Origin of the sequence: Streptomyces sp. NPDC090798 (assembly GCF_044768965.1) — a bacterium.
Taxonomy (GTDB): Bacteria; Actinomycetota; Actinomycetes; order Streptomycetales; family Streptomycetaceae; genus Streptomyces.
Window position 1 is genome coordinate 481,187 of the sequence record NZ_JBIVXA010000003.1, and the last position, 25,855, is coordinate 507,041.

The 25,855-nt window shown below is 70.4% G+C and carries 24 protein-coding genes and 1 pseudogene; 18 read left to right on the top strand and 7 right to left on the bottom strand.

Translation table 11 applies throughout. From position 1 onward, the window contains the following. Positions 1 to 37: 37 nt before the first annotated feature. The 9 genes from ACIQTP_RS09735 to ACIQTP_RS09775 all read left to right on the top strand — a co-directional run bounded on the left by ACIQTP_RS09735 (position 38) and on the right by ACIQTP_RS09775 (position 7,444). Complete coding sequence (locus tag ACIQTP_RS09735) at positions 38 to 673, top strand: riboflavin synthase (RefSeq protein WP_403397963.1); 636 nt, start codon at positions 38 to 40, stop codon at positions 671 to 673. Next, positions 670 to 1,314 carry a nicotinamide riboside transporter PnuC gene (pnuC, locus tag ACIQTP_RS09740; RefSeq protein WP_382240365.1) on the top strand — a complete coding sequence of 215 codons (645 nt, stop codon included), beginning with the start codon at positions 670 to 672 and terminating at the stop codon, positions 1,312 to 1,314. The genes ACIQTP_RS09735 and pnuC overlap by 4 nt, the downstream gene beginning before the upstream one ends. Then, positions 1,311 to 2,609, top strand: coding sequence for a bifunctional 3,4-dihydroxy-2-butanone-4-phosphate synthase/GTP cyclohydrolase II (locus ACIQTP_RS09745; protein ID WP_403397967.1), 1,299 nt, complete (start codon positions 1,311 to 1,313; stop codon positions 2,607 to 2,609). Before pnuC ends, ACIQTP_RS09745 begins: the two co-directional genes overlap by 4 nt. Before the next feature lie 22 nt (positions 2,610 to 2,631). Beyond that, positions 2,632 to 3,117, top strand: coding sequence for a 6,7-dimethyl-8-ribityllumazine synthase (gene ribH, locus ACIQTP_RS09750; protein ID WP_402048032.1), 486 nt, complete (start codon positions 2,632 to 2,634; stop codon positions 3,115 to 3,117). A 34-nt stretch (positions 3,118 to 3,151) separates the two neighbouring features. Beyond that, positions 3,152 to 3,424 (top strand): phosphoribosyl-ATP diphosphatase, encoded by a 273-nt coding sequence (locus tag ACIQTP_RS09755; protein ID WP_015661856.1) that lies wholly within the window; start codon positions 3,152 to 3,154, stop codon positions 3,422 to 3,424. Between the two features lie 57 nt (positions 3,425 to 3,481). Further along, positions 3,482 to 4,339, top strand: a complete 858-nt coding sequence (hisG, locus tag ACIQTP_RS09760) for an ATP phosphoribosyltransferase (RefSeq protein ID WP_403397970.1) — start codon at positions 3,482 to 3,484, stop codon at positions 4,337 to 4,339. Between the two features lie 17 nt (positions 4,340 to 4,356). After that, complete coding sequence (locus tag ACIQTP_RS09765) at positions 4,357 to 4,812, top strand: PH domain-containing protein (RefSeq protein WP_403397973.1); 456 nt, start codon at positions 4,357 to 4,359, stop codon at positions 4,810 to 4,812. A gap of 203 nt (positions 4,813 to 5,015) precedes the next feature. Further along, on the top strand, positions 5,016 to 6,350 hold the full coding sequence (locus ACIQTP_RS09770; protein WP_402048042.1) for a hemolysin family protein: 1,335 nt from the start codon (positions 5,016 to 5,018) through the stop codon (positions 6,348 to 6,350). After that, positions 6,347 to 7,444 carry a hemolysin family protein gene (locus ACIQTP_RS09775; protein WP_403397975.1) on the top strand — a complete coding sequence of 366 codons (1,098 nt, stop codon included), beginning with the start codon at positions 6,347 to 6,349 and terminating at the stop codon, positions 7,442 to 7,444. Before ACIQTP_RS09770 ends, ACIQTP_RS09775 begins: the two co-directional genes overlap by 4 nt. A 225-nt stretch (positions 7,445 to 7,669) precedes the next feature. Here the strand turns inward: ACIQTP_RS09775 and ACIQTP_RS09780 are convergent, their stop codons facing one another. Further along, the gene (locus ACIQTP_RS09780) at positions 7,670 to 9,535 is read right to left on the bottom strand and encodes an AAA family ATPase (RefSeq protein ID WP_403397978.1); all 1,866 of its coding nucleotides are present in this window, start codon (positions 9,533 to 9,535) and stop codon (positions 7,670 to 7,672) included. Between the two features lie 435 nt (positions 9,536 to 9,970). Further along, the gene (locus ACIQTP_RS09785) at positions 9,971 to 10,714 is read right to left on the bottom strand and encodes a uridine kinase (protein ID WP_403397981.1); all 744 of its coding nucleotides are present in this window, start codon (positions 10,712 to 10,714) and stop codon (positions 9,971 to 9,973) included. A gap of 119 nt (positions 10,715 to 10,833) precedes the next feature. On the opposite strand from ACIQTP_RS09785, the gene ACIQTP_RS09790 reads away from it, so the two are divergent. Next, the gene (locus ACIQTP_RS09790; protein ID WP_403397983.1) at positions 10,834 to 12,192 is read left to right on the top strand and encodes a peptidase C39 family protein; all 1,359 of its coding nucleotides are present in this window, start codon (positions 10,834 to 10,836) and stop codon (positions 12,190 to 12,192) included. Positions 12,193 to 12,270: 78 nt separating this feature from the next. Here the strand turns inward: ACIQTP_RS09790 and ACIQTP_RS09795 are convergent, their stop codons facing one another. Next, positions 12,271 to 12,888, bottom strand: a complete 618-nt coding sequence (locus ACIQTP_RS09795; protein WP_403397986.1) for a hypothetical protein — start codon at positions 12,886 to 12,888, stop codon at positions 12,271 to 12,273. Between the two features lie 319 nt (positions 12,889 to 13,207). On the opposite strand from ACIQTP_RS09795, the pseudogene ACIQTP_RS09800 reads away from it, so the two are divergent. Continuing rightward, positions 13,208 to 13,387: pseudogene (locus tag ACIQTP_RS09800) on the top strand (TROVE domain-containing protein); the annotation flags it as partial. A 70-nt stretch (positions 13,388 to 13,457) separates the two neighbouring features. On the opposite strand, the gene ACIQTP_RS09805 reads toward ACIQTP_RS09800, so the two are convergent. After that, a complete protein-coding gene (locus ACIQTP_RS09805) occupies positions 13,458 to 14,066 on the bottom strand; it encodes a hypothetical protein (RefSeq protein ID WP_403397989.1) in 609 nt (202 codons plus the stop codon). Positions 14,067 to 14,376: 310 nt separating this feature from the next. Further along, complete coding sequence (locus tag ACIQTP_RS09810) at positions 14,377 to 15,876, bottom strand: M1 family metallopeptidase (RefSeq protein ID WP_403397991.1); 1,500 nt, start codon at positions 15,874 to 15,876, stop codon at positions 14,377 to 14,379. A gap of 246 nt (positions 15,877 to 16,122) precedes the next feature. Between ACIQTP_RS09810 and ACIQTP_RS09815 the strand changes: the two genes are divergently transcribed. Both ACIQTP_RS09815 and ACIQTP_RS09820 read left to right on the top strand, forming a co-directional pair. Beyond that, entirely contained in the window at positions 16,123 to 16,269 is a 147-nt protein-coding gene (locus tag ACIQTP_RS09815; RefSeq protein ID WP_107096575.1) for an SCO1431 family membrane protein, read from the top strand. 170 nt (positions 16,270 to 16,439) lie between these two features. Beyond that, positions 16,440 to 17,099, top strand: a complete 660-nt coding sequence (locus ACIQTP_RS09820) for a TetR/AcrR family transcriptional regulator (protein ID WP_403397994.1) — start codon at positions 16,440 to 16,442, stop codon at positions 17,097 to 17,099. Between the two features lie 52 nt (positions 17,100 to 17,151). Here ACIQTP_RS09820 and ACIQTP_RS09825 read toward each other — a convergent pair whose 3' ends face one another. Then, positions 17,152 to 18,387, bottom strand: a complete 1,236-nt coding sequence (locus ACIQTP_RS09825) for a glycoside hydrolase family 18 protein (RefSeq protein ID WP_403397997.1) — start codon at positions 18,385 to 18,387, stop codon at positions 17,152 to 17,154. 349 nt (positions 18,388 to 18,736) lie between these two features. Here ACIQTP_RS09825 and ACIQTP_RS09830 point away from each other — a divergent pair, with 349 nt between their 5' ends. The 3 genes from ACIQTP_RS09830 (at position 18,737) to ACIQTP_RS09840 (ending at position 22,584) form a co-directional block, all read left to right on the top strand. Next, on the top strand, positions 18,737 to 19,909 hold the full coding sequence (locus ACIQTP_RS09830) for an acyl-CoA dehydrogenase family protein (protein ID WP_403397999.1): 1,173 nt from the start codon (positions 18,737 to 18,739) through the stop codon (positions 19,907 to 19,909). 423 nt (positions 19,910 to 20,332) lie between these two features. Continuing rightward, positions 20,333 to 21,460, top strand: a complete 1,128-nt coding sequence (locus ACIQTP_RS09835) for a hypothetical protein (protein ID WP_403398001.1) — start codon at positions 20,333 to 20,335, stop codon at positions 21,458 to 21,460. An 11-nt stretch (positions 21,461 to 21,471) separates the two neighbouring features. After that, entirely contained in the window at positions 21,472 to 22,584 is a 1,113-nt protein-coding gene (locus tag ACIQTP_RS09840; protein ID WP_403398003.1) for a phosphotransferase family protein, read from the top strand. A 13-nt stretch (positions 22,585 to 22,597) separates the two neighbouring features. Here ACIQTP_RS09840 and ACIQTP_RS09845 read toward each other — a convergent pair whose 3' ends face one another. After that, on the bottom strand, positions 22,598 to 23,035 hold the full coding sequence (locus ACIQTP_RS09845; protein ID WP_403398005.1) for a hypothetical protein: 438 nt from the start codon (positions 23,033 to 23,035) through the stop codon (positions 22,598 to 22,600). A 267-nt stretch (positions 23,036 to 23,302) separates the two neighbouring features. On the opposite strand from ACIQTP_RS09845, the gene ACIQTP_RS09850 reads away from it, so the two are divergent. Both ACIQTP_RS09850 and ACIQTP_RS09855 read left to right on the top strand, forming a co-directional pair. Continuing rightward, positions 23,303 to 23,743, top strand: a complete 441-nt coding sequence (locus ACIQTP_RS09850) for an Lrp/AsnC family transcriptional regulator (RefSeq protein ID WP_067366187.1) — start codon at positions 23,303 to 23,305, stop codon at positions 23,741 to 23,743. Positions 23,744 to 23,790: 47 nt separating this feature from the next. Next, a complete protein-coding gene (locus ACIQTP_RS09855; protein ID WP_403398011.1) occupies positions 23,791 to 25,407 on the top strand; it encodes an amidohydrolase in 1,617 nt (538 codons plus the stop codon). Positions 25,408 to 25,855: the final 448 nt, after the last annotated feature.

Consider the following 25,855-nt stretch of genomic DNA (forward strand, 5'->3'; position numbering starts at 1 on the left):
CGGAGTCCGTGCCCCATGAGGCAGGAGGACCCGGGAAGTGTTCACCGGAATCGTCGAAGAGCTGGGTGAGGTCACCGCCGTCGAAATTCTCGACGACGCCTCCCGTTTCCGTCTGCGTGGCCCCGTCGTCACGCAGGGCGCACAGCACGGCGACTCCATCGCCGTGAACGGCGTCTGTCTCACGGTCGTCGAACACGAAGGCGACGAATTCACCGCTGACGTCATGGCCGAAACCCTGGACCGCTCCAGCCTCGGCGCCCTGAGCGTCGGCTCCCGCGTCAACCTGGAACGCCCGATGGCCGTGGGCGAGCGCCTCGGCGGCCACATCGTCCAGGGCCACGTCGACGGCACGGGCACGGTCATCGAGCGCAAGCCGTCCGAGAACTGGGAGATCGTGAAGATCTCCCTCCCCGCGGACCTCTCCCGCTACGTGGTCGAGAAGGGCTCCATCACCGTCGACGGCATCAGCCTCACGGTGGTCGACGCGGGCCCTGACTTCTTCACCGTCAGCCTCATCCCCACCACCCTCGACCTGACCACGCTCGGCCACAAGCAGGCCGGCGACCCGGTCAACCTCGAGGTGGACGTCATCGCCAAGTACGTCGAGCGACTGCTCGGCGCCCGTGGCGAGCAGCCGGTCGCGCTGCCCGACACCCAGGGGAGCGGTCGGTGAACTGGCTGAACTCCGAGGCGTTCACGCTCCTCGGACAGCACATCAAGTGGTCGGACATGATCGGCAACATCATCGGTCTGATCGGCCTCGCACTCGGCTGGCTGCGCTCCATATGGAGCTGGCCCGTGCAACTCCTGTCCGGTGTCGTCCTCTTCGCGGCCTTCGCCAGCGGCCATCTCTCCGGCAGCGCCGGCAAGCAGGTCGTGGTCATCGTCGTCGCCGTGTGGGGCTGGTGGCAGTGGAACCGCGGCAAGGCGGAGGGCCAGGGCGGCCACATCTCCGTACGGTTCGCCACCTGGCGCGAACGCGCCTACATGGTGGGCGCCGCCGCCGTCGGCACTCTCGCGGTCAGCGGTCTGTTCCACGCGTACCCGACCCTGTCCTGGGACCCCTGGCCGGACGCGTACATCTTCGTCGGCACGATCGTCGCCATGTACGCGCAGGCCCGCGGCATGGTCGAGTTCTGGTTCGCCTGGCTGCTGGTCGACGTGGTGGGCGTCCCGCTCAACTTCGCCAACGGCTACGCCTTCTCCGGTTTCGTCTACGTCGTCTACGGCGCGCTCGTCCTGTCGGGCATGCGCGACTGGTGGCTGCGCTCCCGCAAGGCCGGGCAGCCCGTCCTGGAAGGAGCCCCCGCATGACCACGGCACCCGTTTGGTACAGCACGGGCCACGATGAAGACACTTCGGACTTCGCGCTCGACCCGGTCGAGCGGGCCATCGCCGACATCGCGGCGGGCCGGCCGATCGTGGTCGTCGACGACGAGGACCGGGAGAACGAGGGCGACCTCGTCATCGCCGCCGAGAAGGCGACCCCCGAGATCATCGCCTTCATGATGAGCGAGTGCCGCGGGCTGATCTGCGCACCCATGGAGGGCGACGAACTCGACCGCCTCCAGCTCCCCCAAATGGTCGAGAACAACACCGAGTCGATGAAGACCGCGTTCACCGTCTCGGTGGACGCCTCCGCCGCCCACGGCGTGTCCACCGGCATCTCCGCGGCCGACCGCGCCACCACACTGCGGCTGCTGGCCGGCGGCGAGGCCGAGGCGGGCGACTTCGTGCGCCCCGGTCACATCTTCCCGCTGCGCGCCAAGCCCGGCGGTGTCCTCGTCCGCAACGGCCACACCGAGGCCGCCGTCGACCTCGCCCGGCTCGCGGGCCTGCGTCCGGCCGGCGCGATCGTCGAGATCGCCGGGGAGGACGGACGCATGCTCCGTCTGCCCGAACTGATCCCGTTCGCCCGCAAACACGGCCTGACGATCATCTCCATCGAGGACCTGATCGCCTACCGCCGGACCGCGGAGCCCACGGTCCGCCGCGAGGCCAAGACGCAACTTCCCACCGCTTTCGGGGAGTTCACGGCATACGGCTATCGCTCCACCGTCGACGGCGTCGAGCACGTCGCCCTGGTGCACGGCGAGATCGGCGACGGCGAGGACGTCGTCGTCCGTGTCCACTCCGAATGCCTGACCGGCGACATCTTCCACTCGCTGCGCTGCGACTGCGGCCCCCAGCTCCAGACCTCCATGGAACGCATCCAGGCCGAGGGCCGGGGCGTCGTGGTCTACCTGCGGGGGCACGAGGGGCGCGGCATCGGCCTGCTGTCCAAGCTGCGCGCCTACGAGCTCCAGGAGCGCGGCCGCGACACCCTCGACGCCAACCTGGAACTCGGCCTGCCCGCCGACGCCCGGGACTACGGCGCGAGCGCGCAGATCCTTCAGGACCTCGGCGTCCACAGCCTGCGCCTGCTGACCAACAACCCCGACAAGACCGACGCGCTCGTCCGGCACGGCCTCAAGGTCACGCGCCGTGAGCCGATGCCCGTACAGGCGGGCGAGCACAACCTCCGCTACCTGCGCACCAAGCGGGACCGGATGGGTCACGACCTGCCCTGGCTCGACACGGCCACCGTGTCCGCCTGCGGCAACCAGTAACAAGAAAGCACTGAGGAGAGACGTGAGCGGCAAGGGTGCACCTGAACTGTCCGTACGCAACTGCGGCGACCTGCGCGTCGCGGTCATCGCGGCACAGTGGCACGAAAAGGTGATGGACGGCCTCGTCAACGGCGCGCTGCGCGCCCTGCACGAGCTCGGGATCGACGAGCCGACCCTGCTCAGGGTCCCCGGCAGCTTCGAGCTGCCGGTCGCCGCCAAGGTCCTCGCGGGCCGCGGCTACGACGCGATCGTCGCGCTCGGCGTCGTCATCCGCGGCGGTACCCCGCATTTCGAATACGTGTGCCAGGGCGTCACCCAGGGCCTCACCCAGGTCTCCATCGACACCGGCGTCCCCATCGGCTTCGGCGTGCTGACCTGCGACACCGAGGAGCAGGCCCTCGACCGCGCGGGCATCGAGGGCTCCAACGAGGACAAGGGGCACGAGGCGGTGACGGCCGCCGTGGCGACCGCGGCCACACTGCGCTCAGTATCCGAACCCTGGCACTGAGGCAGGGGCGGTAGCGCGTAGGGTGGGCAGCATCATGTCCAAGAAGACGTTCGAGGAGCTCTTCACCGAGCTCCAGCACAAGGCCGCCACCGGCGATCCCGCCACTTCGCGCACCGCCGAACTGGTCGGCAAGGGTGTCCATGCCATCGGCAAGAAGGTCGTCGAAGAGGCCGCCGAGGTCTGGATGGCCGCCGAGTACGAGGGCAAGGACGCCGCCGCCGAGGAGATCTCGCAGCTCCTCTACCACGTTCAGGTGATGATGGTGGCGCGCGGGATCTCCCTCGACGACGTGTACGCCCACCTCTGAGCCGTAAACCCCGCCATCCCGTACGTTTCGTACGCATCAACGAAGGAAGCCGACCTCATGCTGCGCATCGCCGTCCCCAACAAGGGTTCCCTGTCAGGCCCTGCGGCGGAGATGCTGCATGAGGCCGGCTACCAGCAGCGCCGGGAGTCCAAGGAACTGCGCATCGTCGACCCGGGCAACGAGGTCGAGTTCTTCTACCTCCGCCCCCGTGACATCGCGATCTACGTCTCCTCCGGCCGCCTCGACATCGGCATCACCGGCCGTGACCTGCTCATCGACTCGGGCGCCAGCGCGGAGGAGATCCTCCCGCTCGGCTTCGCCCGCTCGACGTTCCGCTTCGCCACCAAGCCCGGTACCGCCAAGGGCATCGAGGACCTCGGCGGCATGACGGTCGCCACCTCGTACGAGGGCATCGTCGCCAAGCACCTCGCCGACAGCGGCATCGACGCCTCCGTCGTCCACCTCGACGGCGCCGTCGAGACCGCGATCGAACTCGGTGTCGCCGAGGTCATCGCGGACGTCGTGGAGACCGGCACCTCGATGCGCAACGCGGGCCTCGAGGTCTTCGGTGACCCGATCATGAAGTCCGAGGCCGTCGTCATCCGCCGCGTCGGGGCCGACACCTCCGAGGACGCCGAGCCCAAGGTGCAGCAGTTCCTGCGCCGCCTCCAGGGCGTCCTGGTCGCACGGACGTACGTGATGATGGACTACGACTGCCGCGCCGAGCACCTGGAGAAGGCCGTCGCCCTCACGCCGGGCCTGGAGTCGCCGACCATCTCCCCGCTGCACAACGAGGGCTGGGTCGCCGTCCGTGCCATGGTGCCCGCCAAGGAGGCCCAGCAGATCATGGACGACCTGTACGCGCTCGGCGCGCGGGCCATCCTGACCACGGCCATCCACGCCTGCCGTCTCTGAGGACTCCGACCTAAGCCATGTCCGACCTTCCCACGCTCCCCGTCACGTTCCGGCCGTCCCGCACCCGGGCCGTGCTGCTCACCGCGGGCGTCGCGATATTCGTCGTCATAGCGACGGTCGCGATGCTCCTCGAACAGCTCAGCCCGGGGGAGAAGCTCAGCTTCATCTTCATCGGCGCGCTGCTCTTCGGTGTCCTGCTGATGCTCTCGCGGCCCAAGGTCGTCGCCGACGAGACCGGCGTCACAGTGGTCAACATCACCAGCAGGCGACACCTGGACTGGGCGGAGATCCTTCAGGTCAACCTGCGTCCCGGCGACCCCTGGGTGTTCCTCAACCTCAGCGACGGCACCAGCCTGCCCGCGCTCGGCATCCAGCCGGGCATCGCCAGACAGCACGCGATCGAGGACGCCCGCGCCCTGCGCGCGCTCGCCGAGGCCCGCTCCATCGGCGACCCGGAGCAACATCACGGCTGACTCTCGGCCTTCCACCCTGCCGTCCGGGCCCATGTCTTGATTAATCTGTTGGCGGAGGCGTTTTCGTTGCGCCTCCGCCGCTGATGTTCCACGTGGTGACTCAGAGGCCCCCTGCTACCCGAGGAGTGACTCCCTCCAGCGATGGACGGATCGTCCTGTAGTACCTGCGCCGCCCCCTCCCGACATATCGAGGCGGCGGCATCATGACCATCCCCCTGCTGCTCCTTGGGGCGGCGTTCTTGCTGATTCTCGCCAACGGCTTCTTCGTGGCGGCCGAGTTCGGCCTCGTCACGGTCGAGCGGCCCGACGCCGAGAAGGCGGCGGCCGAAGGCGACCGACGGGCCGGTACGGTCGTCGAATCGCTCAAGGAGCTGTCCTTCCAGCTCTCCGGCACCCAGCTCGGCATCACCATCACCTCGCTCGTCGTCGGCATGCTCGCCGAACCCGCGCTCGCCGAACTGCTGCACGGACCCTTCACCGCGCTCGGACTGCCCGAGGGCGCCGTGTCCGGTGTCGCCGTGGTGGTCGGCATGCTGCTCGCCGCGGCCGTGCAGATGGTGATCGGCGAACTCGTGCCCAAGAACTGGGCGGTCTCCAAGCCGCTTCAGGTCGCCCGCTTCGTCGCGGGCCCGCAGCACGTCTTCTCCCGCCTCTTCCGGCCGGTGATCGCCGCGCTCAACACGGTCGCCAACCGGCTCGTACGGGCCCTGGGCGTCGAACCCGCCGAGGAGCTGGCCTCCGCCCGCACCCCCGGCGAGCTCGTCTCCCTGGCCCGGCACTCGGCCCAGGCCGGCACCCTGGAGCAGGACACCGCGGATCTCTTCGTACGGACCATCTCGCTCGCAGACCTGACCGCGCAGCACGTCATGACCCCGCGGGTACGGGTCAGCGCCCTCCAGTCCTCCGCCACGGCCGAGGATGTCGTCAACCTCACCCGCGCCACCGGCCTCTCCCGCTTCCCCGTCTACCGGGAGCGGATCGACGAGATCGTCGGCATGGCGCACCTCAAGGACGCCCTGGCGATCCCCTCCCAGGACCGGCTGCGCACCCCCGTCGGCCGGATCGCCCAGGCCCCGCTGCTCGTCCCGGAGACGCTGCCCGTGCAGCCCCTGCTCGAACAGCTGCGCAAGCAGCAGCCGATCGCCGTCGTCGTCGACGAGTACGGCGGTACGGCGGGCGTGGTCACCCTGGAAGACATCGTCGAGGAACTCGTGGGCGAGGTCCGCGACGAGCACGACGCCAAGGACCTGCCGGAGCTCGCCGCCGTGCCGCCCGAGGACGGGCGGCCCGCCTGGGACGCGGACGGCAGCTGCCGGGTCGACGTCCTGCAGCGCATAGGCCTCGACGTGCCCGAGGGCCCGTACGAGACCGTCGCGGGCCTCGTCGCCGATCTGCTCGGCCGGATCCCGGCCCCCGGCGACAAGGCCGAACTGCCCGGCTGGCGTCTGTCGGTACGCCAGGTCGGGCACTACCGGGCCGAACGGGTCCGACTGGTCAGGACCGCCGACGCGGTTGCCGCGCCGGAGGCCGTCCGATGAGCGTGCTCCAACTCCTGTTCGCCGTGTTGCTGGTGCTCGCCAACGGGTTCTTCGTCGGCGCCGAGTTCGCGCTCGTCTCCGTGCGGCGCAGTCAGATCGAACCCCTCGGGTCCGCGCGGGCCCGTCAGGTCCTGTACGGCCTGGAGCGGCTGCCGCAGATGATGGCGGCGGCCCAGTTCGGCATCACCGTCTGTTCGCTGACGCTCGGCGCGGTGGCCGAACCGACGGTGGCGCATCTGCTGGAGCCCGTCTTCGAGGCGGTGCACCTCCCCGAAGGGGTGATCCACCCCCTCGGATACGTCATCGCGCTCGCCCTCGTCGTCTTCTTCCACCTCGTCATCGGCGAGATGGTTCCGAAGAACCTGGCGATGGCCGCGCCCGAGAAGACGGCGCTGTGGCTGAGCCCCGGCCTGGTGGCCTTCGCACGCCTGTGCCGTCCCGTCACCGTCGCCCTGGGCGCCTGCGCCCGCCTCATCCTCAAGCTCTTCCGGGTCGAACCCAAGGACGAGGTCGAGGCGGTCTTCACGAGCGAGCAGCTCAACCGGCTCGTCGAGGACTCCGGGCAGGCGGGCCTGCTGGACCCCGAGGAGCAGGAACGCCTCGAAGACGCCCTGGAACTGGGCTCCCGCCCGGTCACCGACGTCCTCCTGGACCACGAATTCCTGGTCACCGTCGGCCCCTCCGTCACTCCAGGCCAGGTCGTCGCGCTCACCGCCCGCACCGGGTACTCCCGGTTCCCGGTGGTCGCGGAGAACGGCGCCTTCATGGGCTATCTGCATGTGAAGGACGTACTCGACCTGGAGGAGTCCGAACGAGCGGTTCCCCAGCACCTGTGGCGGCACATGACCACCCTGAGCTCGGAACTCCCGCTGGACGACGCCCTGACCGTGATGCGCCGCGCCGCGACGCACCTCGCGCAGGTCGCGGACGCGTCGGGGAAGGTCCTGGGTCTTGTCGCGCTGGAGGACGTCCTGGAGCTCCTGGTGGGCGAGGTACGCGACCCGGCCCATCGGGACGCGGGCGCTGCCGCTGTGGCCACGCCGCTCACGGAACCCCGCCTCAGCGAGACCCCGGAGCAGGCCCTGGCGACCTGACGCCACCGCGTGGGGAGCCGCTCGCGCAGCTCCCCACGCCCCCGGACCGGGGCCCCGCGCCTGGTTGTTCGGCTGCGGCCCGGCGGGGGCTGATCGCGCTGTTCCCCGCGCCTGAGAACCTCGGCGCATCCGGCGTTCGAGGCCGAGGCCGAAGGCCGATGCCCCACCCGCCCCGGCCGGCCCCGGTGTCCTGCCTGTCCGGCGTTTGAGGACGAGGGACGTTGGTTACATCGCTGACGGGTCCTGCGGGCCCCGGCCCGACAACACCTCCCCGTACGCCTGCATAAGGTCCGGCAGCCGGAGTGTCGACAAGTCGTCGCGGGAGGGCGTGTTCGGATATCCGGAGAGACGGAGGTCCCGGTACGCGCAGCTCTTCTCGTACAGGGTCCGCAGGAACCGGCCGTTGCCGAGTTCGTCGATCCAGCCCTGATCGACCACATGCCCGGCGATGGAGCGCAGCTCGTCGAGCGCCTCCTCGTCCCAGATGTCACCGTTCTCGGCGGCGAGCACCTCGCCGATGGAGGTGAGTTCCAGGGGCCGGTAGGAGGGGAAGTCGACTCGGGTGGTGAAGCGGGAGGAGAGGCCGGGGTTGGCGGCCAGGAGGCGGTCCATGCCCTCCGGGTAGCCGGCGAGGATGACGACGAGGTGGTCGCGGTTGTCCTCGGCCCGCTTCAACAGCACCTGCAGCGCCTCGTCCCCGTACGCGTCCCCCTTGCCGTAGCCCGAGTTCGACAGCGCGTACGCCTCGTCCACGAAGAGGACCCCGCCGATCGCCGAGTCGATCAGTTCGTTGGCCTTGACGGCGGTCTGGCCCAGGTACTCGCCCACGAGGTCCGCACGCTGTGCCTCCACGAGGTGGTCACCGCCGAGCAGACCGAGCGCGTAGAAGACCCGTCCGAGAATGCGGGCGACGGTGGTCTTGCCGGTGCCCGAGGGGCCGGAGAAGACGAAATGGCGCTTCGGCGGCTGGACGGGCAGGCCCTGTCCGGCCCGCAGCCGCGCCATGTTCAGCTGCGCCGACAACGCCTTGACCTGGCGCTTCACCGGCTCCAGCCCGACCATGCGCTCCAGTTCGGCGAGCGCTTCGTCAAGTAAGGCGGGGTCGGTCGGCCCGGCCGGCAGCGGCCGCACCGGCACCACGGCCTTCTCGCGCACCACGTCGGTCTCAGGCGGCAACGCACCCGGCGGGAGAGGATCGGGTTCCGAGAGTTTCAGGTCGCGGCCCTCGGCGCCGAAGAGGGGATCGATCCCGTCGGGGCCGTCCATGACGTCCTGCCCGACCCCGGCAAGGGTGATCGCCGCGAGGTCGGCGGCGGCATCGTCGTACCCGTCGCCCTCGGAGATCGCGGCCAACCGGGCCGAGGTGTCCATGAAGGCCGGGTCGACCCGGTGCACCGCCCGGTACAGGGGCAGCGCGGCGGCCGACCGCCCGGTGCCCTCGTGGGCCCGCGCGAGCCAGTACCGCAGCTCCTTGCGCTGGGGCTGCTCGCTGCGGCAGCGCATCAGCGCGGAGGACAGGAGCGGCTCCGCCTGGCCGAACATCTCCAGGCGGACCCGGGCCATGCCGCCGAAGAGGCCGGCCTCTATGCCCAGCATGGGGTCGTCGATGAGCGGGTCCGTGTGCCGGACCAGCTGTTCCCAGTCCTTGACCAGATAGGCCCGGCAGGCGTGCAGAAACCGCACCTGATGATCGGCGTCGACCGGCGGCAGCCCCGCGAGCGCCCGGTCCAGCTCGGGCACATGGCGGCCGTCCAGCCAGTGCGAGGCGTGCGCGAGCAGCAGATCGCGCGGGCTCTCCAGCACCGGCTGCACCCACCAGCCCAGCCAGTACCAGGAGTTGAGCGTGCGCCGGTGCCGCGAGCGCTGCTCACCGAAGCGGTCCCGGTGCCGGAACATCCGCAGCAGCGCGGTCGTCGTGTCCACCCGCAGCGCGTGCAGTCCGAGCCAGCCGTCCGCCATGCCCGGGTCCATCCGGACCGCGGTGCGGAACTCCTCCTCCGCCTGCGGATAGGCGCCCATGGTGTAGGCGTCCACACCTCGCATCCAGGCGAGGTCGGCCGGGGCCTCCGGGCCCTGCATGCCGAAGTCCATCACGTCCCCCACAAACCGTGCCCCCGATGGTTCTCCGAACGGGCCGGTGCCCGTCGGCAGCTTTGGTCGAACCCCTGTGCCGCGGACGGGAGTTGCACCGGTGCGCAGAGCAGCCGTCCGAAGGTCGCACCGAGAGGCATCGTACCTGCGGTTCATGGGCGTGCCGAAGGGTGCCGCACACCCCGTTGCACGAGGTGGGAGCAGATGGGGCGCACTCGACTCGGTGACCGAGGGTGAGCGAATCGCGGCGCGGAGCGCCCGAAAAGAGAGGGTGTGGGCAGAACGAAGCCCCCGATCACGGGGGAACAACCGGGGGCTTCGCGACTGCGGGCGGCTTCGAAAGACCGCACATTCAGAACGTAAGTCCTGTACGGCCCCCGGGTCAAGCCGAGTTGAGGCACTGAGGGAACTTCCCTCGCAAGGGTCTTCACAAGTTCAGCACATTGCGGATGATCCGTCACTGTGAGTGATGAGCTGGTCTGGTCCAGCGGTCTCAGTGGGTCCCGAAAACACCTCGTATCCCTCAGAACACTGCCGCACCAGAAGATCGGCGAAGGGCCTTGAGGGATCCTCGACGAAATGCTGACGCTCGGCGGCGACCCACCGGGCCCAGAACGCGTTCTGCCCCTCGCCGTCCCGTCGCCGCCCTCGTGTCCAGGCCTCGTCGCGCGCCAGTTCCATCCACAGCAGCCGTGCGAGACAGGGGCGCAGTGCCCGGCGCCCGGCGCCGACCCCCTCCAGCAGGATCACGGGCGCGGGCGGCAGTTCGCGGACCGTACCGAAGGCGCGGGCGGTCCAGTCGTACGGGGCGTAGCGCGCCGTTTCGCCCCGGCTCAGCGGCTCGACCACCTGGCGCAGCAGCCGCTTGGTCCAGCCGAACAGTTCCTCGTGCGTCGCGATGTCGTCGAGGTGCAGCACGGGCGCGTCGCCCAGTGCCGCGGCCAGCCGTCCGGCGAAGGTGGTCTTCCCGGAGCCGGCGTGCCCGTCGACGCCGATCAGACGGACGGGTCCGCAGGAGGGTGGCAGAGCGCGCAGGCGCGCGGCGAGGTCGCGAATGACGGTTCCCGAGGTGCGGTGAGGTGCGGGCGCATCCGCCCGGCGGGCACATGCACCCCTGTACGGGGAACACTCTAGTGGCGGCCGGCGCGCCCCCGCCGAAGCCGAGGCGTCGCAGGTCATGCCAGTGGTCCCGACCAATATTGGTGGGCGCGGCACAGGTCGAAGTGCTGGCAGGAGCAGCCTTCCACCGTCCATAGTGGGGAGCCGTCGCTTCCGGACGAACTGGGGGTCCCCCACCCATGACCAGAGCTTCAGAACCGTCCCGCAGAGCCCTCCTGGCCGTGGCGGCCGCCGCGGCGGCGATCGGTACCGCGGGCACCGCGGCCGCGGCCACGCCGGCCGGGGCGGCGCGCACGCACGCGGGTCCGGGCCTTGTGGACAACCGGGCCTGGACCACGTACGCCGACTGGCGCACCGGCACCGCGAGGGGCACGCGGGCCCTGGCGGCCGCCCGTCCCGGCCTGGTGATCGCGACCCCGGCCGGCACCGCGGACTACACCGACCCGCACACCGGAAAGACCGCGGCCTGGGAGTACGCGACCTGGACCTCCCCGGTCCACCGGCTCGCCGTCCCCGCCACCGAGGCCATCGCCTCCTGGAACGCGCACACCCCGGCGGGCACCTGGCTCCAGGTCGAGCTCACGGGCACGTACTCCGACGGCACCGCCACCCCCTGGTACGTGATGGGCCGCTGGGCGGCCGGCGACCAGGACATCAAGCGGACCTCCGTGGACGACCAGAAGGACGGCAAGAGCAGTATCTGGACGGACACCTTCTCGATCGACGACGCGGCATCGGGCCTGCGCCTCGTCTCGTACCGGCTCCGTCTGACCCTGTACCGCACCCCGGGCTCCCGGCTCACGCCCACCGTCTGGCGGCTCGGCGCGATGGGCTCCGACATCCCCGACCGCTTCACCGTCCCGGCCTCCACCCCCGGGCTCGCCCGGGAGTTGACGGTCCCGCGCTACTCCCAGGAGATCCACGCGGGCCAGTACCCCGAGTACGACAGCGGCGGCGAGGCCTGGTGCAGTCCCACCTCCTCGCAGATGATCATCGAGCACTGGGGGCGCAGGCCCACGGCGGAGCAACTCGCCTGGGTCGACCCGGCCTTCGCCGACCCGCAGGTCTGCCACGCGGCCCGCTTCACCTACGACTACCAGTACGGCGGCTGCGGCAACTGGCCCTTCAACGCGGCGTACGCGGCGACGTACAAGGACCTCCAGGGGGTGGTCACCCGTCTCCGCTCGCTCACCGACCTGGAGACGCTGATCGCCGCCGGCATCCCGGCCATAACGTCCCAGTCGTTCCTGAAGTCGGAGCTGACGGGGGCGGGGTACGGGACCTCGGGCCACCTCATGACCGTCATCGGATTCACCGCGGACGGCGATGTGATCGCCAATGACCCCGCCTCGCCGGGCGACGACGCCGTGCGCCGGGTCTACAAGCGGCGCGAATGGGAGAACATCTGGCTCCGTACCAAGAGGTACAACGCCTCCGGGAACGTCGCCTCCGGTACCGGCGGGGTCTGCTACCTGTACTTCCCGGCGAGCCTTTCACCAGGCCAGAAGCGTGCACTGGCCCTCGTAGGTATTCGCTGAGCATGACATGAGGGCCGCTCCCGGACTGCCGGGAGCGGCCCGCCCGCCGGGCGAACGACGGGAATGTGACGACAGGGCCTAGCAGGACTCTTCGAACTTGGCCGCAGTCAACGCGACCGGCTGCCCCCTGAGCGCGGTACCAGCGGACGGCGACTGAGTGCACACCTTCCAGTTGCTCTCGATCAGCACCAGCCGATCCGAAGCCGACGCGTCCTTCACCGTGATCGACGTGCTTGGGTCCAGCGCGGCGCGTGCCGCCTTCACCGACTTCCCCTTGAAGTCCGGCATCGTGCCGCCGGCCGCAGACGGCGCGGACTCGTCCTTCGACGGGCACTTCTCGGCGAGCTTCACCGCACCGAGGTCGAGCGTCGTGTCGGTGCTTGCAGTCGTGCCGGCCTTCGTGTTCTGGGAGCAGACTTTCCAGTCGCGGTCGAGGATCTGCATGCGGTCCCGGCCGAGCGAGTCGTGCGACTTCAGCGAGTAGAAGCCCTGCTCCTGCGCTGCGTCCTGCGCGGACTGCAGGCCCATGCCGACAAGGTTGGGCACCGCCTTGCGCCCGGCCGCGGCGGGCTTGTCGTCTTTCGACGTCGACGCGGTGACGCCTGACGCCGGGGCGCCGGTGGCCTTGCTACCGTCGGCCGGCTGACAGGCGACAACACCGCCGGCCGCAGTGGCGAGCAGGATGGCGCCGATCATGCGGGTACGCACAGATTCCCCCCAGGGCTGAGCTGATCGGGACACCGTAGGGCAGACGGGACGGAAGGGGGGAGGGGTTGCGGAGCTGTGACATCCGCCTGTCCCGCTGCGGCAGTTGAGGTATCTGCTGGACGAGTGACCGGATGATGCAGATATGGTGGTCACTCAACTTCACGCACCTCCCGGTGCGCAGGCCGCGGATACTTCTCCTGCTACGAAAAGGGCGGCGACCGCGACGACCGGTACACCCAGCTCGTCCGCAAGCCCCTCCCACATGGAGCGGTTCGGCGGTATGCGGGAGACGGCGATCGACTACCTCGTACCGCAGACGGTTCCCGTCTACATGTGGAACATGGCCGGCTACAAGCCCGGCGCCATGCCCTCCGGGACCGCGGGCCGCCACACCTTCGGCGGCCTCACCGACCACGCCTTCCGCATGGTGCCGCTCCTCGAAGCAGGACGCGACGCCAACTGGCCGTCGGAGCCGAAGGCCGCCTGACCAGACACCGATGCCCCCGCTCACCCGCCAACCGGCGGGTGAGCGGGGGCGCTTCGTCGTGCGGGCGGTTCTAGCTCCAGCCGCCGAAGAGGCCGCCGCTGAGCTGCGCCGAGCAGATGTTGTATCCGCCGGCGGCATGCCCCGTCTTCGTCTTGCCGTCCACGGTCACCGAGCAATGGACGTCGCCGCCACCCTGCAGCTGCGCGGTGACGCTGTAGTACATGGCGTCATCCTTCAACGTCAGTGTCTTCGTCATCGGCAGACCGCGGCCTTGCAGGTTGTCGGTATCGCTGCCGTAGGTGATGTCCACGCCGGCCGGCGCGGAGCCCCACACCTTGAACACGACCTTGTCGGCGGGGGCTTCGCTCTTCTTCGGCGTGGCCTTCACGGCGGCCGGCTTCGCGGTCTTCGTCACGGTCACCGTCGGGGCGGGCGCGGGCTTCGCGTTGCCCTTGGCGGTTTCGGTGACGGTGACGCGCGGCGCGGGCTTCGCGCTGGAGGCCGTCTTCTGGTCGTTGCCGGAGGAGCCGATGCCGACTCCGATGAACAGGATGACCAGGGCGGCGGGGATGGCGATCCGCTTACGCGCCCACTTCGGGCGGCCGGCGGGCTGCGGCGGCATCGGAGGCGGCGGTACCTGGCCCCAGTTGGGCCCGGACGGCGGCTGGTTGTGCGACATGTGTCCCCCCAGGGTGGTTCATGGAGGGATGACCGTAACGGGGCAGGTGAAGAATATGTAAGGGCCACGGAGATACGGTGATGAAACCGTAACGAAATATGAACCTTCAACGAATGCGCTCCGCCCCCAGAACGAGAGCGGGGTGCTTGCGGGCTCGCGTGCCACGGCGAATCCGTCGGCGCGCCAGCGCGCCGCGCTCAAGGCGGTCGGAGTCCGTTGAGCGAGGGGGCGACCCCCGTGGTGCCGCCCCCTCACCCAGCCGTGGGCCCTCAGCCGTGGGCCTGCGCCTCGGTTCCTCGGTGCTGGTCCCTCAGCCCTGGACCGGGTCGACCACCCAGTCCGGGTGATTCGGCATCGGCGGGGTCTTGGCGCCGTAGAGCCACGGGTGCAGGAAGCCGTCGAGGTCCTGGCCCGCGACCTTGGACGCCAGGTCGACGTAGTCCTGGGTACTGGCGATCTTTCCGCGGTACTCGGTGACCCAGGCCCGCTCGATCTTCCCGAACGTCTCCTGGCCGACCTTCTCGCGCAGCGCGTACAGGACGAGCGTCGAGCCGTCGTACCGCATCCGCTTGAAGAGGTTCGGTTCGGTCGGTTCGGCGGGGGCGCCGTAGTCGTGACGCCACTGGTCGTGGCTCGCGTACGCCGTCTTCATCGTGGCCTCGAAGCTGTCGCCGCCGTGCGCCTGCGAGTACAGCCGCTCGTAGAAGCGGGCGTGGCCCTCGCTCAGCCACAGGTCGGACCAGCTCTTGATGCCGACGCTGTCGCCGGTCCACTGGTGGGTGAGCTCGTGCACGAGGTTGCGCTCGGCGCTGACCTGGTCGCCGAGCAGGTCGGCCTTCGGGATCAGGGAGAGCGTCTGTGTCTCCAGGGCCACACCCAGGTCGGTGTCGCCGACGAGGAGGCCGTAGCGGTTGAAGGGGTAGGGGCCGAGCCGCTCCTCCAGCCACGCGATGTGGTCGGCCGTGAGCTTGCGGTACTGCTCGGTGGAGGCGACCAGGTCGTCCGGGACCACATCGCGGATCGGCAGCCCGTGCGGCCCGGTGCTGTCGACGAAGGTGAACCTGCCGATCGCCAGCTGGGCGAGCTGGGTGGCGAGGGGCTGTTCGGAGTCGTACGTCCACCTCACGCGCCCGTCCGCCTGCTCGGCGCGGCCCGTGAGCTCGCCGCCCGCGACGGCCGTGAGGCCCGGCGGGGTGGTGATGCGGAAGGTGATCGGGGCGCGCTGACTCGGGTGGTCGTTCGACGGGAAGATCATCTTGGCGCCGTTGGGCTGCGGGTACAGCACCGTGCCGTCCGGCGTGGGGATCCAGCCGTAGTCCTCGATGGCGTCGTCGCGGTGCCGTATCTGGGTCGGGTCGGCGGTGTAGGTGACCTTGACGGTGAAGGGCTTGCCCTTGGCGAGCGGCCTGGCCGGGGTGATCACCAGTTCGTCGCCGTCGCGCACGGCCTTGGCGGTCGTCCCGTCCACGGTCACCGAGTGCAGGGTGTTGCCCGCGAAGTCCAGGTCGAAGCGGGACAGGGCCTGGGTGGCGGTCGCCCTGATCGTCGTGGCGGCCTCGAAGGGCGTCCTGGGCGCCTGCCAGTCGAAGTCGAGGAGGTAGCGGTTCACCTTGTAGCCGCCGTTGCCGTCGAGCGGGAAGATCGGGTCGCCGAGGCCCGGCGCACCCGGGGAGGGCGCGGCGGACGGGGACGTGCGGGCGGACGGGGAGCCGGCGGCTTGCGAGACCGGCCCCGTCAAGGCGGCTGCCACCGTGATCGCCGCCGCCAGAGCGAGGCGCGCTCTGCGGCGAGGCGTCCGGAACGTGCTCATCGAGGACCTTTCGGTTGGCTGACCACTGTCCTGTGAGGAGACCCACACCCCCGGCGCATCGTTGCCGAAAGGCGAGGTATTCGAAGGTGGTCGAAGCGTCCGGCGTGTCCCGTCGAGGTGTTCGAGGTGCCCGGGGTGACCTGGGTCTCTACCGCTGAAACCCGATCCGGTGGCAAGGTGGACGGGCCGGTGGGGAGCCGGCGTGAGGCGGGGGATGTCACCGCACCACTACGTCAGCGAGAAACCATGACCGCGAGCTCCGCCACCGCCACCCGACTCCGCGCCCGCACCGGCGGTCCCAAGGACGACGGCCCCAAGATCCTCGAACACGTCGCGGGCTGGACCTTCGTCGTGGTCCTCGCGATGCTCGTCACCCAGCTCGGCCTGCTGTGAAATGAACCGGCGGACCTGCTGGGCAATGAACCGGCGGACGTCAGGATGAGCTGAGCCCACACGACAGTTCTCCCCAAGACCGCGCCCGGTCGATCAGAGTCGAACGAGCGGGTGGTACCGGTCTGCCATACTGCCAACGTCCCGCTGGCAGTCGGAGACTAGGGCTGGAATTGAATCATAGTCAACAGCGCGCCGTCGACCGCCCCCGGGCGCGCGGCACCGATCGCTCACTGGCGCGCCGCGCCGAACTCATCGCCATCGGGCGGAAGTTGTTCGCCGACACGTCCTACGACGCGCTGTCGATGGATGACATCGCACGCCAGGCGCATGTCGCCAAAGGGCTGATCTACTACTACTTCAAGTCCAAGCGCGGCTACTACCTCGCGATCGTCGAGGACTCGGTCGCGGACCTGATCTCCCGGGCGGCGAGCGGCCTCGAGCTGCCCCCGGTCGAGCGGGTGCACCGCACCATCGACGGCTATCTGCGCTACGCCGAGCACAACCAGGCCGCATACCGCACGATCATCACCGGTGGAGTCGGCTTCGACACCGAGGTGCAGGCCATCCGCGAGGGTGTGCGTGAGGTCATCGTCGAGACCATCGCCGAAGGGGCGTACGGCAGGCGCAAGATAGCGCCGCTGCCCCGTATGGCGCTGCTCGCCTGGCTCTACGGCGTCGAGGGCGCGACCCTCGACTGGATCGGCAACCCGGCCCTGCCGCGCGACACGGTCCGCGAGCTGCTGGTGAAGATGCTGGGCGGCGCGATGCGCGCGGTCGAGGAACTCGACCCCTCCTACCGGGCCCCGCAGCCGGCCCGCCGGGAGACCTGAGCGAGGGGCGGGGGGCAACCGATCCCCCGCCCCGACTCACCTACGAAACCGGCTAGTTGATCGCCTTGATCAGCTCCCCGTTCGAGGTGTCACCGCTGAGCTCCCAGAGGAAGGTGCCGCCCAGACCCTGCTGGTTCTTGTAGGTCATCTTCCCCGCGATGGTCGACGGGGTGTCGTAACTCCACCAGTTCGTACCGCACTTGGCGTACGCCGTGCCGGCGACCGTCCCCGTCGCCGGGCACTTCGTCTTCAGCACCTTGTAGTCGTCGATGCCCTGCTCGTACGTTCCCGCCGCCGGTCCGGTGGCCGTGCCGCCGGGGGGCGCCTGGGTGACGCCGGTCCAGCCGCGCCCGTAGAACCCGATGCCCAGCAGCAGCTTCGAGGCCGGGATGCCCAGGCCCTTGAGCTTCGCGATCGTGGCGGAGGTGTAGTAACCCGCCTTGGGGATACCGGTGTACGAGTTCAGCGGAGAGTGCGGAGCCGTGGGTCCGGCCGTGTCCCAGGCGCCGAAGAAGTCGTACGTCATCGGGTTGTACCAGTCGACGTACTGCGCCGCGCCCGCGTAGTCCGCCGCGTCGATCTTGCCGCCCGCGGTCGCGTCCGCCGTGATCGCCGCGGTGACCAGGTTGCCGGAGCCGAACTTCGCCCGCAGCGCCGCCATCACGTTCTTGAAGGCCGCGCTGCCGCTGGTGTCGCAGGTGTTGCCACAGGCGTTCGGATACTCCCAGTCGATGTCGATGCCGTCGAAGACGTCCGCCCACTTGGAGTTCTCGACCAGGTCGTAGCACGACTGCGCGAACGCGGCCGGGTTCCTGGCGGCCTCAGCGAAACCGCTCGACCAGGTCCAACCGCCGAAGGACCAGAGGACCTTGAGGTTCGGGTGCTTCTTCTTCAGCTTGCGCAACTGGTTGAAGTTGCCGCGCAGGGGCTGGTCCCAGGTGTCGGCGACCCCGTCCACCGACTGGTCGGCGGTGTACGCCTTGTCGGTCGCCGCGTAGGCGTCGCCCATGGCGCACTTGCCGCCGGTGACATTGCCGAAGGCGTAGTTGATGTGGGTGAGCTTGGCGGCCGAGCCGGACGTCTCGACGTTCTTGACGTGGTAGTTCCGGTCGTAGACGCCCCATTCCGTGAAGTAGCCGACGACCTTGGAACCGGCGGCCTGCTGGGTCGAGGGGGTCGCGGTGGTCGCGGTGGCCGTGCCCGCGCCGGCGAGCAGCGTGGCGCCGAGGGCGGCGCAACAGGCGGCGGACAGGAGTGCTCGGAAGCGGGGGCGGTGCGGTCGGAGCATCGGTTCTCCTCGTGGGGGAGGGGAGCGTGGGGGGCGTGCCGGGACCTGCGCGTGCTGTTTGGCATGAACGCGGTGACGCGTTGACGGAACAGTAGGAGGACTAGACCAGTGCGTCAATGGTTCGGACCAATTGGACGGAGTGGTCGGATCGGCTGCCCTCACTTCAGGTAAGCGATCGTTAACTGGTGACTCGGTGCCCCCGAACGGGCATACTCACAGCGCCACAGCCGCTGATCAGGCCGTTCTCCACCCAGGAACGGCAGCATCGGCTGGGCCGTGAGACCCGGCGCCGCCGCCCCACCCCCGGCGCGCGTGCGCCGATGCGCCCGACAGGGAGGAGAGCGTCGCCATGCCCGACCGCGCCCCGCAGCCGGTGGACCGTCAACTGCCCACGGACGAGGCCCGGGATCTCATCTCCCTCGTCCGTGACATCGCGCACCGCGAGATAGCCCCGAAGGCGGCCGAGGAGGAGGACGCCGGACGCTTCCCGCGCGAGATCTTCGGCCTGCTCTCCGACGCCGGACTGCTCGGACTGCCGTACGACTCCGAGTACGGCGGTGGCGACCAGCCGTACGAGGTCTACCTCCAGGTTCTGGAAGAGCTCGCCATGGCCCGTCTCACCGTCGGCCTCGGCGTCAGTGTGCACACCCTCTCCTGCCACGCCCTGGCGAACTACGGCACCAAGGAACAGCGGGCCGAGTACCTGCCCGCGATGCTCGGCGGCGGTCTCCTGGGGGCCTACTGCCTCTCGGAGCCTTCCTCCGGCTCGGACGCCGCCTCACTGCGCACCAGGGCCGTGCGCACGGGTGACGGCTGGGCGATCACGGGCACCAAGGCCTGGATCACGCACGGCGGCGTCGCCGACTTCTGCACGGTGCTCGCCCGCAGCGGCGGCGAGGGCCCGCGCGGCATCACCGCGTTCCTGGTGCCCGGCCACACCGAGGGGCTGAGCGCCGCCCCGCCCGAGAGGAAGATGGGCATGAAGGGCTCGCCCACCGCGCAGGTCCACTTCGACGGCGTACGGGTGTCCGACGGCCGGCGCATCGGCGACGAGGGGCAGGGCTTCGCGATCGCCCTCGCCGCGCTCGACTCCGGCCGGCTCGGCATCGCGGCCTGCGCCATCGGTGTCGCCCAGGCGGCCCTCGACGAGGCCGTCGCGTACGCGACCGGGCGCGAGCAGTTCGGTCGGCCGATCTCCCACTTCCAGGGCCTGCGCTTCATGCTCGCGGACATGGCGACGCAGATCGAGGCGGGCCGGGCGCTCTACCTGGCCGCGGCACGGCTGCGCGACTCGGGGCGGCCCTTCGCCAAGCAGGCCGCCATGGCGAAGCTGCTGTGCACGGACACGGCGATGAAGGTCACCACGGACGCCGTCCAGGTGCTCGGCGGGTACGGCTACACCGCGGACTTCCCGGTCGAGCGCTATATGCGCGAGGCCAAGGTCCTCCAGATCGTCGAGGGCACCAATCAGATCCAGCGGATGGTCATCGCCCGTCACCTCGCGGGGCCGGAGTCACACTGAACTGCCCGTAGCCGTAGAGAACCGGCGGCGCCGTCAGCCGGACCCACTCCGGGTCGTGGCGCCCCGGCAGCGTGCGGCCGCGCTCGGCCCAGGCGCGGATCAGCGCGCGGTAGATGGGGGGATCCTGGGCCGCCGGCGCGGCGGCTGCCGGCCGAACCGATTCTGCCGGAGCCGGGACGAAGATCCGGCGAGGCCGCTCGGTCGCCGCATAAGTGGGGGTCATACCGGGGCAACGCGCGGGTGCGCGGCCAGGTCACCCGCCCGCGTAATCGAGCGTGGGTTCGCGGTGGGTCCGTACGGGGGGCGCCCCGACGTGCGGGTGTCTGGCCCCGGGCCGCCATCTGACGTACCGTCAACTTGGCGCCGCCGGGGGCCGCACCCTTCCGGGGGACGTCAACCGCCGTGCCCCCAGGGAGGCTTGCCGTGCCCGACGACCGCCCCGTTGCCCTCGACGAGTACCCCGTGCACCAGGTGCCCCTGTCCATGAAGCACCTCGCGACCGGGGACCGGAACGCGTACGACCGCTGCATCTTCCACGTCTTCGACCACCAGGGCCGGGCGCTGCTGATCCTGGGTCTCGGCGTCTATCCGAACGTCGGGGTCGTCGACGCCTACGCCACCCTGCGACTCGGCGACCGCCTGCACGCGGTGCGTGCCTCGGACGCGCTCGGGGACGACCGGATGCGCCTCGCCGTCGGCCCGCTGCGCATCCTCGTCGAGCGCCCCCTGAGGACCTTCGTGCTGAGCTGCGCGGCCGATCCCGCCGACCCGGAGGGACTGTCGTACGAGATCACCTGGTCGGCCGACTTCCCGGCCCTGTGGGAGCCGCACCACCTCCAGCGGCGCGGCGGCCGGCTCACCCTGGAGGGCAAACGCTTCGTGCAGGCGGGGCACTGCGAGGGCTGGATCCGGATCGGTGGCGAGGAGATACGCCTGGAGCGTGGACGCTGGACCGGCACCCGCGACCGCAGCTGGGGCGTGCGCCCGATCCCGGGGGAGGAGGGCGGCCGGCTCGCGGAGGAGAACCCGGCCGAGGGCTTCCACTGGCTGTGGTGCCCGGTCCGGTTCGAGGACCGGTTCCTGATGGTCGTCGTCCAGGAGGACGCCGACGGCTACCGGACGCTGAACGACGCGACGCTCGTACGCAACGCGGAGCGCGACCTCCAACTCGGCTGGCCCCAGGCCGACATCACCTATCGCTCCGGCAGCCGCCACCCCACGTCCGCCGTCATCCACCTCACCCGCCCGGGGGACCGCAAGCCCATGGAGCTGGACGTGGAGGTGCTCACCTCCTCCCCGCTCGCCGTCGGCGCCGGCTATCCGCCCGCCGACGACTGGCAGCACGGCACCTGGGTCGGGCGCGACTGGACCGACCGCCGCGCCTACGACCTCTCCGACCCGGCCGCGCACCCCCGTGCCGCATACGGGGTGATCGACCACGCGGCCCGCTGCACGCTGGACGGGCAGGTCGGCCACGGGATCTTCGAACACGGCTCGTTCGGCCGCCACGACCCGAGCGGTTTCACCGGCTTCGACTCGGTCGCGCCCTGAGGGGGAATGAGATGGCCACGGCACCGCGCCCGCGCACGACCACCCGCGACCCGGAGGAACTGGGCCGCCGGCTGACCGCCTGGCTCGCCGCCCGCCTCCCGGGCGCCAAGGCGGCCAACGTCACCGTCCCCGAGTCCAACGGCATGTCCAGCGAGACCCTGCTCTTCGATATCGAGCACCCCGAACCGCCGCTGTCCGCCTGCGCGTTGAGGCTGGCGGCGGACCCGGCGGCGTACACCGTCTTCCCCGTCTACGACATGCCCCGTCAGTACCGCACGATGAGACTGGTCGCCGAGCGCACCGATCTCTCCGTGCCGCGGGTGCTGTGGCTGGAGGAGGACCCCGGCCCGCTCGGCGCGCCGTTCTTCGTCATGGAACGGGTCGAGGGGCGCGTGCCGCCGGACGTCATGCCCTACACGTACGAGGGGAACTGGCTGCACGCGGCGAGCGATCAGGAACGCGAACGGCTGGAGGCGGCCTCGGTGGGTCTCCTCGCCCGGCTGCACGACCAAGCCCCGCTGTCGGAAGCCGACTTCCTGACCCTTCCGGGTGCGGGCAGTCCCCTCCGCCGTCATGTCGAGGCCCAACGCGCCTACTACGAATGGGTGATTGACGGATTGTCACGCTCACCCCTGATAGAGAGCGCGTTCGACCGGCTCGACGCACTGTGGCCGCGCGACGAGGGCGAGGCGGTGCTCAACTGGGGTGACGCGCGCATCGGGAACGTCATCTACGACGGGTTCGCACCCGCGGCCGTCCTCGACTGGGAGATGGCGGCCCTCGCCCCGCGTGAGGTCGACCTCGGCTGGACGGTCTACCTGCACCGCTTCTTCCAGGACCTGACGGCGAGCTTCGGCCAGCGCGGACTGCCCGACTTCCTGCGCCGTGACCGCGTCGAGCGGCGTTATGCCCAACTCACCGGCCACACACCCCGGGACATGGACTTCCACACGCTGTACGCGGCACTACGGCACGCGATCGTCATGCTGCGCGTCGCCTACCGCCAGGTGCACTTCGGCGAGATCGCCGTACCGCCGGACCCGGACACACTGATCCTGCACCACGGCAGCCTGCGAGCCATGGTGCAGGGCAGTTACTGGGAGGGACCGGCCGCCGGTCGCTGAACGCGAGGGCCGGTCAGGCGGCCTGACGGCGCATCTCGGGGACCCGCATGGGGCGCGAGCCCGGGCCGCCGACGTGCGAGAACGGCTGCGTCCGCCAGTCGAGTCCCTGAGGGAGCGTCAACAGAAGGGCGGTGTCCTGCTCCTGAGGCTCCGCCGACTCGTCGGCGGGCCGGGCGTCGCCCGCGGCACGGCCCGTGCCGGCGCAGACCGTCAGTCCGAACGGGTTCCACGGCGAGGCGCACAGCGCGTGCTCGGGAAGGCTCTCCTCGTCCGCGAGGAGCGCGATGGGCTGGGCGCAGTCCGGGCAGATCACCCGGTACATCTCGAAGGTGTCGTAGGCGTCGAGCTCCTCGCCGTCGACGGCGTCGGGTTCGACACTCTCCGGCTCGGGATCGACGACCAGCTTGGGCCGCCTGGATGCGGGACGACCAGGGCGCTTAAGACTCTGCATGGGATTCTCCCCCTCGGGTGGGCCGACAAGGCGCTGCGGCCTCGACCACAGCAAGCATTTCCCGTCCCGTCTCTGCGGTAATCACGAGAACATCACGGACCCGGTTGCGGCACTGTGTCGTTCGTCACATGCCGCCCGCAGGTGCCCGGCGCGGTGGATTTGTCCACCAGGCGGTTCACAGTCAGCACTCTGCCACATCACAAAGCGGGTATGACCTGCGCCGCTGAGGTATCCGACGAGATCAAGGGCCCTGTAGGTTCTTGCGTCATGGAGGAGCTGGACCGACAGATCGTGCAGCTGCTCGTCGCAGACGGGCGGATGAGTTACACCGACCTGGGCAAGGCCACGGGCCTGTCCACGTCCGCCGTGCACCAGCGGGTGCGCCGGCTCGAACAACGCGGTGTCATCCGCGGCTATGCCGCGGTCGTGGACCCCGAGGCCGTCGGGCTGCCCATGACGGCCTTCATCTCGGTGAAACCGTTCGACCCGAGCGCCCCCGACGACATCGCGGAACGCCTCGCGGGCGTGCCCGAGATCGAGGCCTGCCACAGCGTGGCCGGCGACGAGAACTACATCCTGAAGGTACGGGTCTCGACCCCGCACGAACTGGAGGAGCTCCTCGCCCGCCTGCGCACCCTGGCAGGTGTCTCGACCCGCACGACCGTGGTGCTGTCGACACCGTACGAGGCGCGGCCGCCCCGCATCTGACCTACCCGGGGACCGACCGGACACCGGCAGGCGCGAGACTGTTCCCCATGAGTGAGAGCACCGCCACGTCGGACACCGTGCTGTTGCGCGGTGGAGAAGTCCACAGCCCCGCCGATCCCTTCGCCACGGCGATGGTCGTCGAACGCGGACAGATCGCCTGGGTCGGCTCGGAGGGCGCGGCCGACGCCTTCGCCGACGGGGTCGCCGAGGTCGTGGACCTGGAAGGCGCACTGGTCACCCCGGCGTTCACCGACGCCCACGTCCACACCACCTCCACCGGGCTCGCGCTCACCGGCCTCGACCTGTCCGGCGCGCCCTCCCTGGACGCCGCCCTCGCCCTCGTACGCGAGTTCGCCGCCGCCCGTCCCGCCGACCGGGTGCTGCTCGGCCACGGCTGGGACGCGGCCCGCTGGTCCGGCGGCCGGCCCCCGTCGCGCGCCGAACTCGACGAGGCGGCCGCCGGCCGCCCGCTCTACCTCTCCCGCATCGACGTGCACTCCGCCGTGGTCACCACCGCGCTCCTGGACCTGGTCCCGGGGGTCACCGCACGAGCGGGGTACGCCGCCGAAGGCCCCCTGACCCGGGACGCCCACCACGCCGTGCGCGCCGCCGCGCTCGGCGCCGTCACCCCGGCCCAGCGCACCGAGGCCCAGCGCGCCGCGCTCGCCCACGCCGCCTCGCTCGGCATCGGATCCGTGCACGAGTGCGCGGGCCCCGAGATCTCCTCCGAGGACGACTTCACCGGACTGCTGCGCCTCGCCGCAGAGGAAGCCGGGCCCCGGGTCATCGGCTACTGGGCCGAACAGGATGTCGAAAGGGCCCTGGCGCTGGGTGCGATCGGCGCCGCGGGCGACCTCTTCGTCGACGGGTCCCTGGGTTCTTACACCGCCTGCCTGCACCAGCCGTACGCCGACGCCGACCACACCGGCACCGCCTACCTGGACGCCGCCGCCGTCTGCGCGCATGTGGTCGCCTGTACCGAAGCGGGCCTCCAGGCGGGCTTCCACGCCATCGGGGACGCAGCCGTGACCGCCGTGGTGGAGGGAGTCCGCGCAGCCGCCGAGAAGGTCGGTCTGACCCGCGTGCGCGCCGCCCGGCACCGCGTCGAGCACGCCGAGATGCTCACCCCTGAGACCATCGCAGGCTTCGCCGAGCTCGGCCTCACCGCCTCCGTGCAGCCCGCCTTCGACGCGCTGTGGGGCGGCGAGGACGGCATGTACGCCCAGCGCCTGGGTGCCGAGCGGGCCCGCGCCCTCAACCCGTTCGCGGCCCTGCTGCGCACCGGCGTGCCACTGGCCTTCGGTTCCGACAGCCCCGTCACCCCCCTCGACCCGTGGGGCACCGTACGCGCCGCCGCCTTCCACCGCACGCCGGAGCACCGGGTCTCCGTGCGTGCCGCGTTCACGGCGCATACGCGTGGCGGGTGGCGGGCGATCGGACGGGACGACGCGGGAGTCCTGGTGCCGGGCGCACCCGCCGACTACGCCGTGTGGCGCACCGAGGAACTGGTCGTGCAAGCCCCCGACGACAGGGTCGCCCGCTGGTCGACCGACCCTCGTTCGGGTACTCCTGGACTGCCCGATCTGAGCCCCGGCGGCGACCTGCCGGTATGCCTGCGTACGGTCGTCGGCGGGCGGATGGTCTACGTACGGCCGGGCGAGTGATCTCCCGGGGTGGCGCTGCGGTGATCATCCGCCGCCGCTCCGTCGCGCGACCTGCGCATCCTCTGCGCTGACCAGGTAATTGAGGGAAAACCAGCAGGTCAGACGAGTGTTGACAGCTGGCCTCGGGGGGCCGGTAGGTTCGGCCGGGTCCACCACCGGACGTCCGACCGGAGAACTTCCACGCAGTCGCCGGAGCGCCGCTGGGTCAGGGGTGGTGTGCCGCACCGGCGCACCACCACTGGGAGCCAGGCTCAGCGCCAGTGCGACGGCGAGGGAACGTTCATGCCTGTCGGAAGGGTGTGACCCGGGTGGGGCCCGGACGTCCAGTAGACAACGGCTTTCGGTCGACCCGCAGCCAGCGGGTCCCAGGTCGGCCCGAAGGGCGCCGGGCCCCGATCCGCAGTACGGTGCTCCGGCGCGACGGGCTCACTCTTACCCGGCTCTTGCC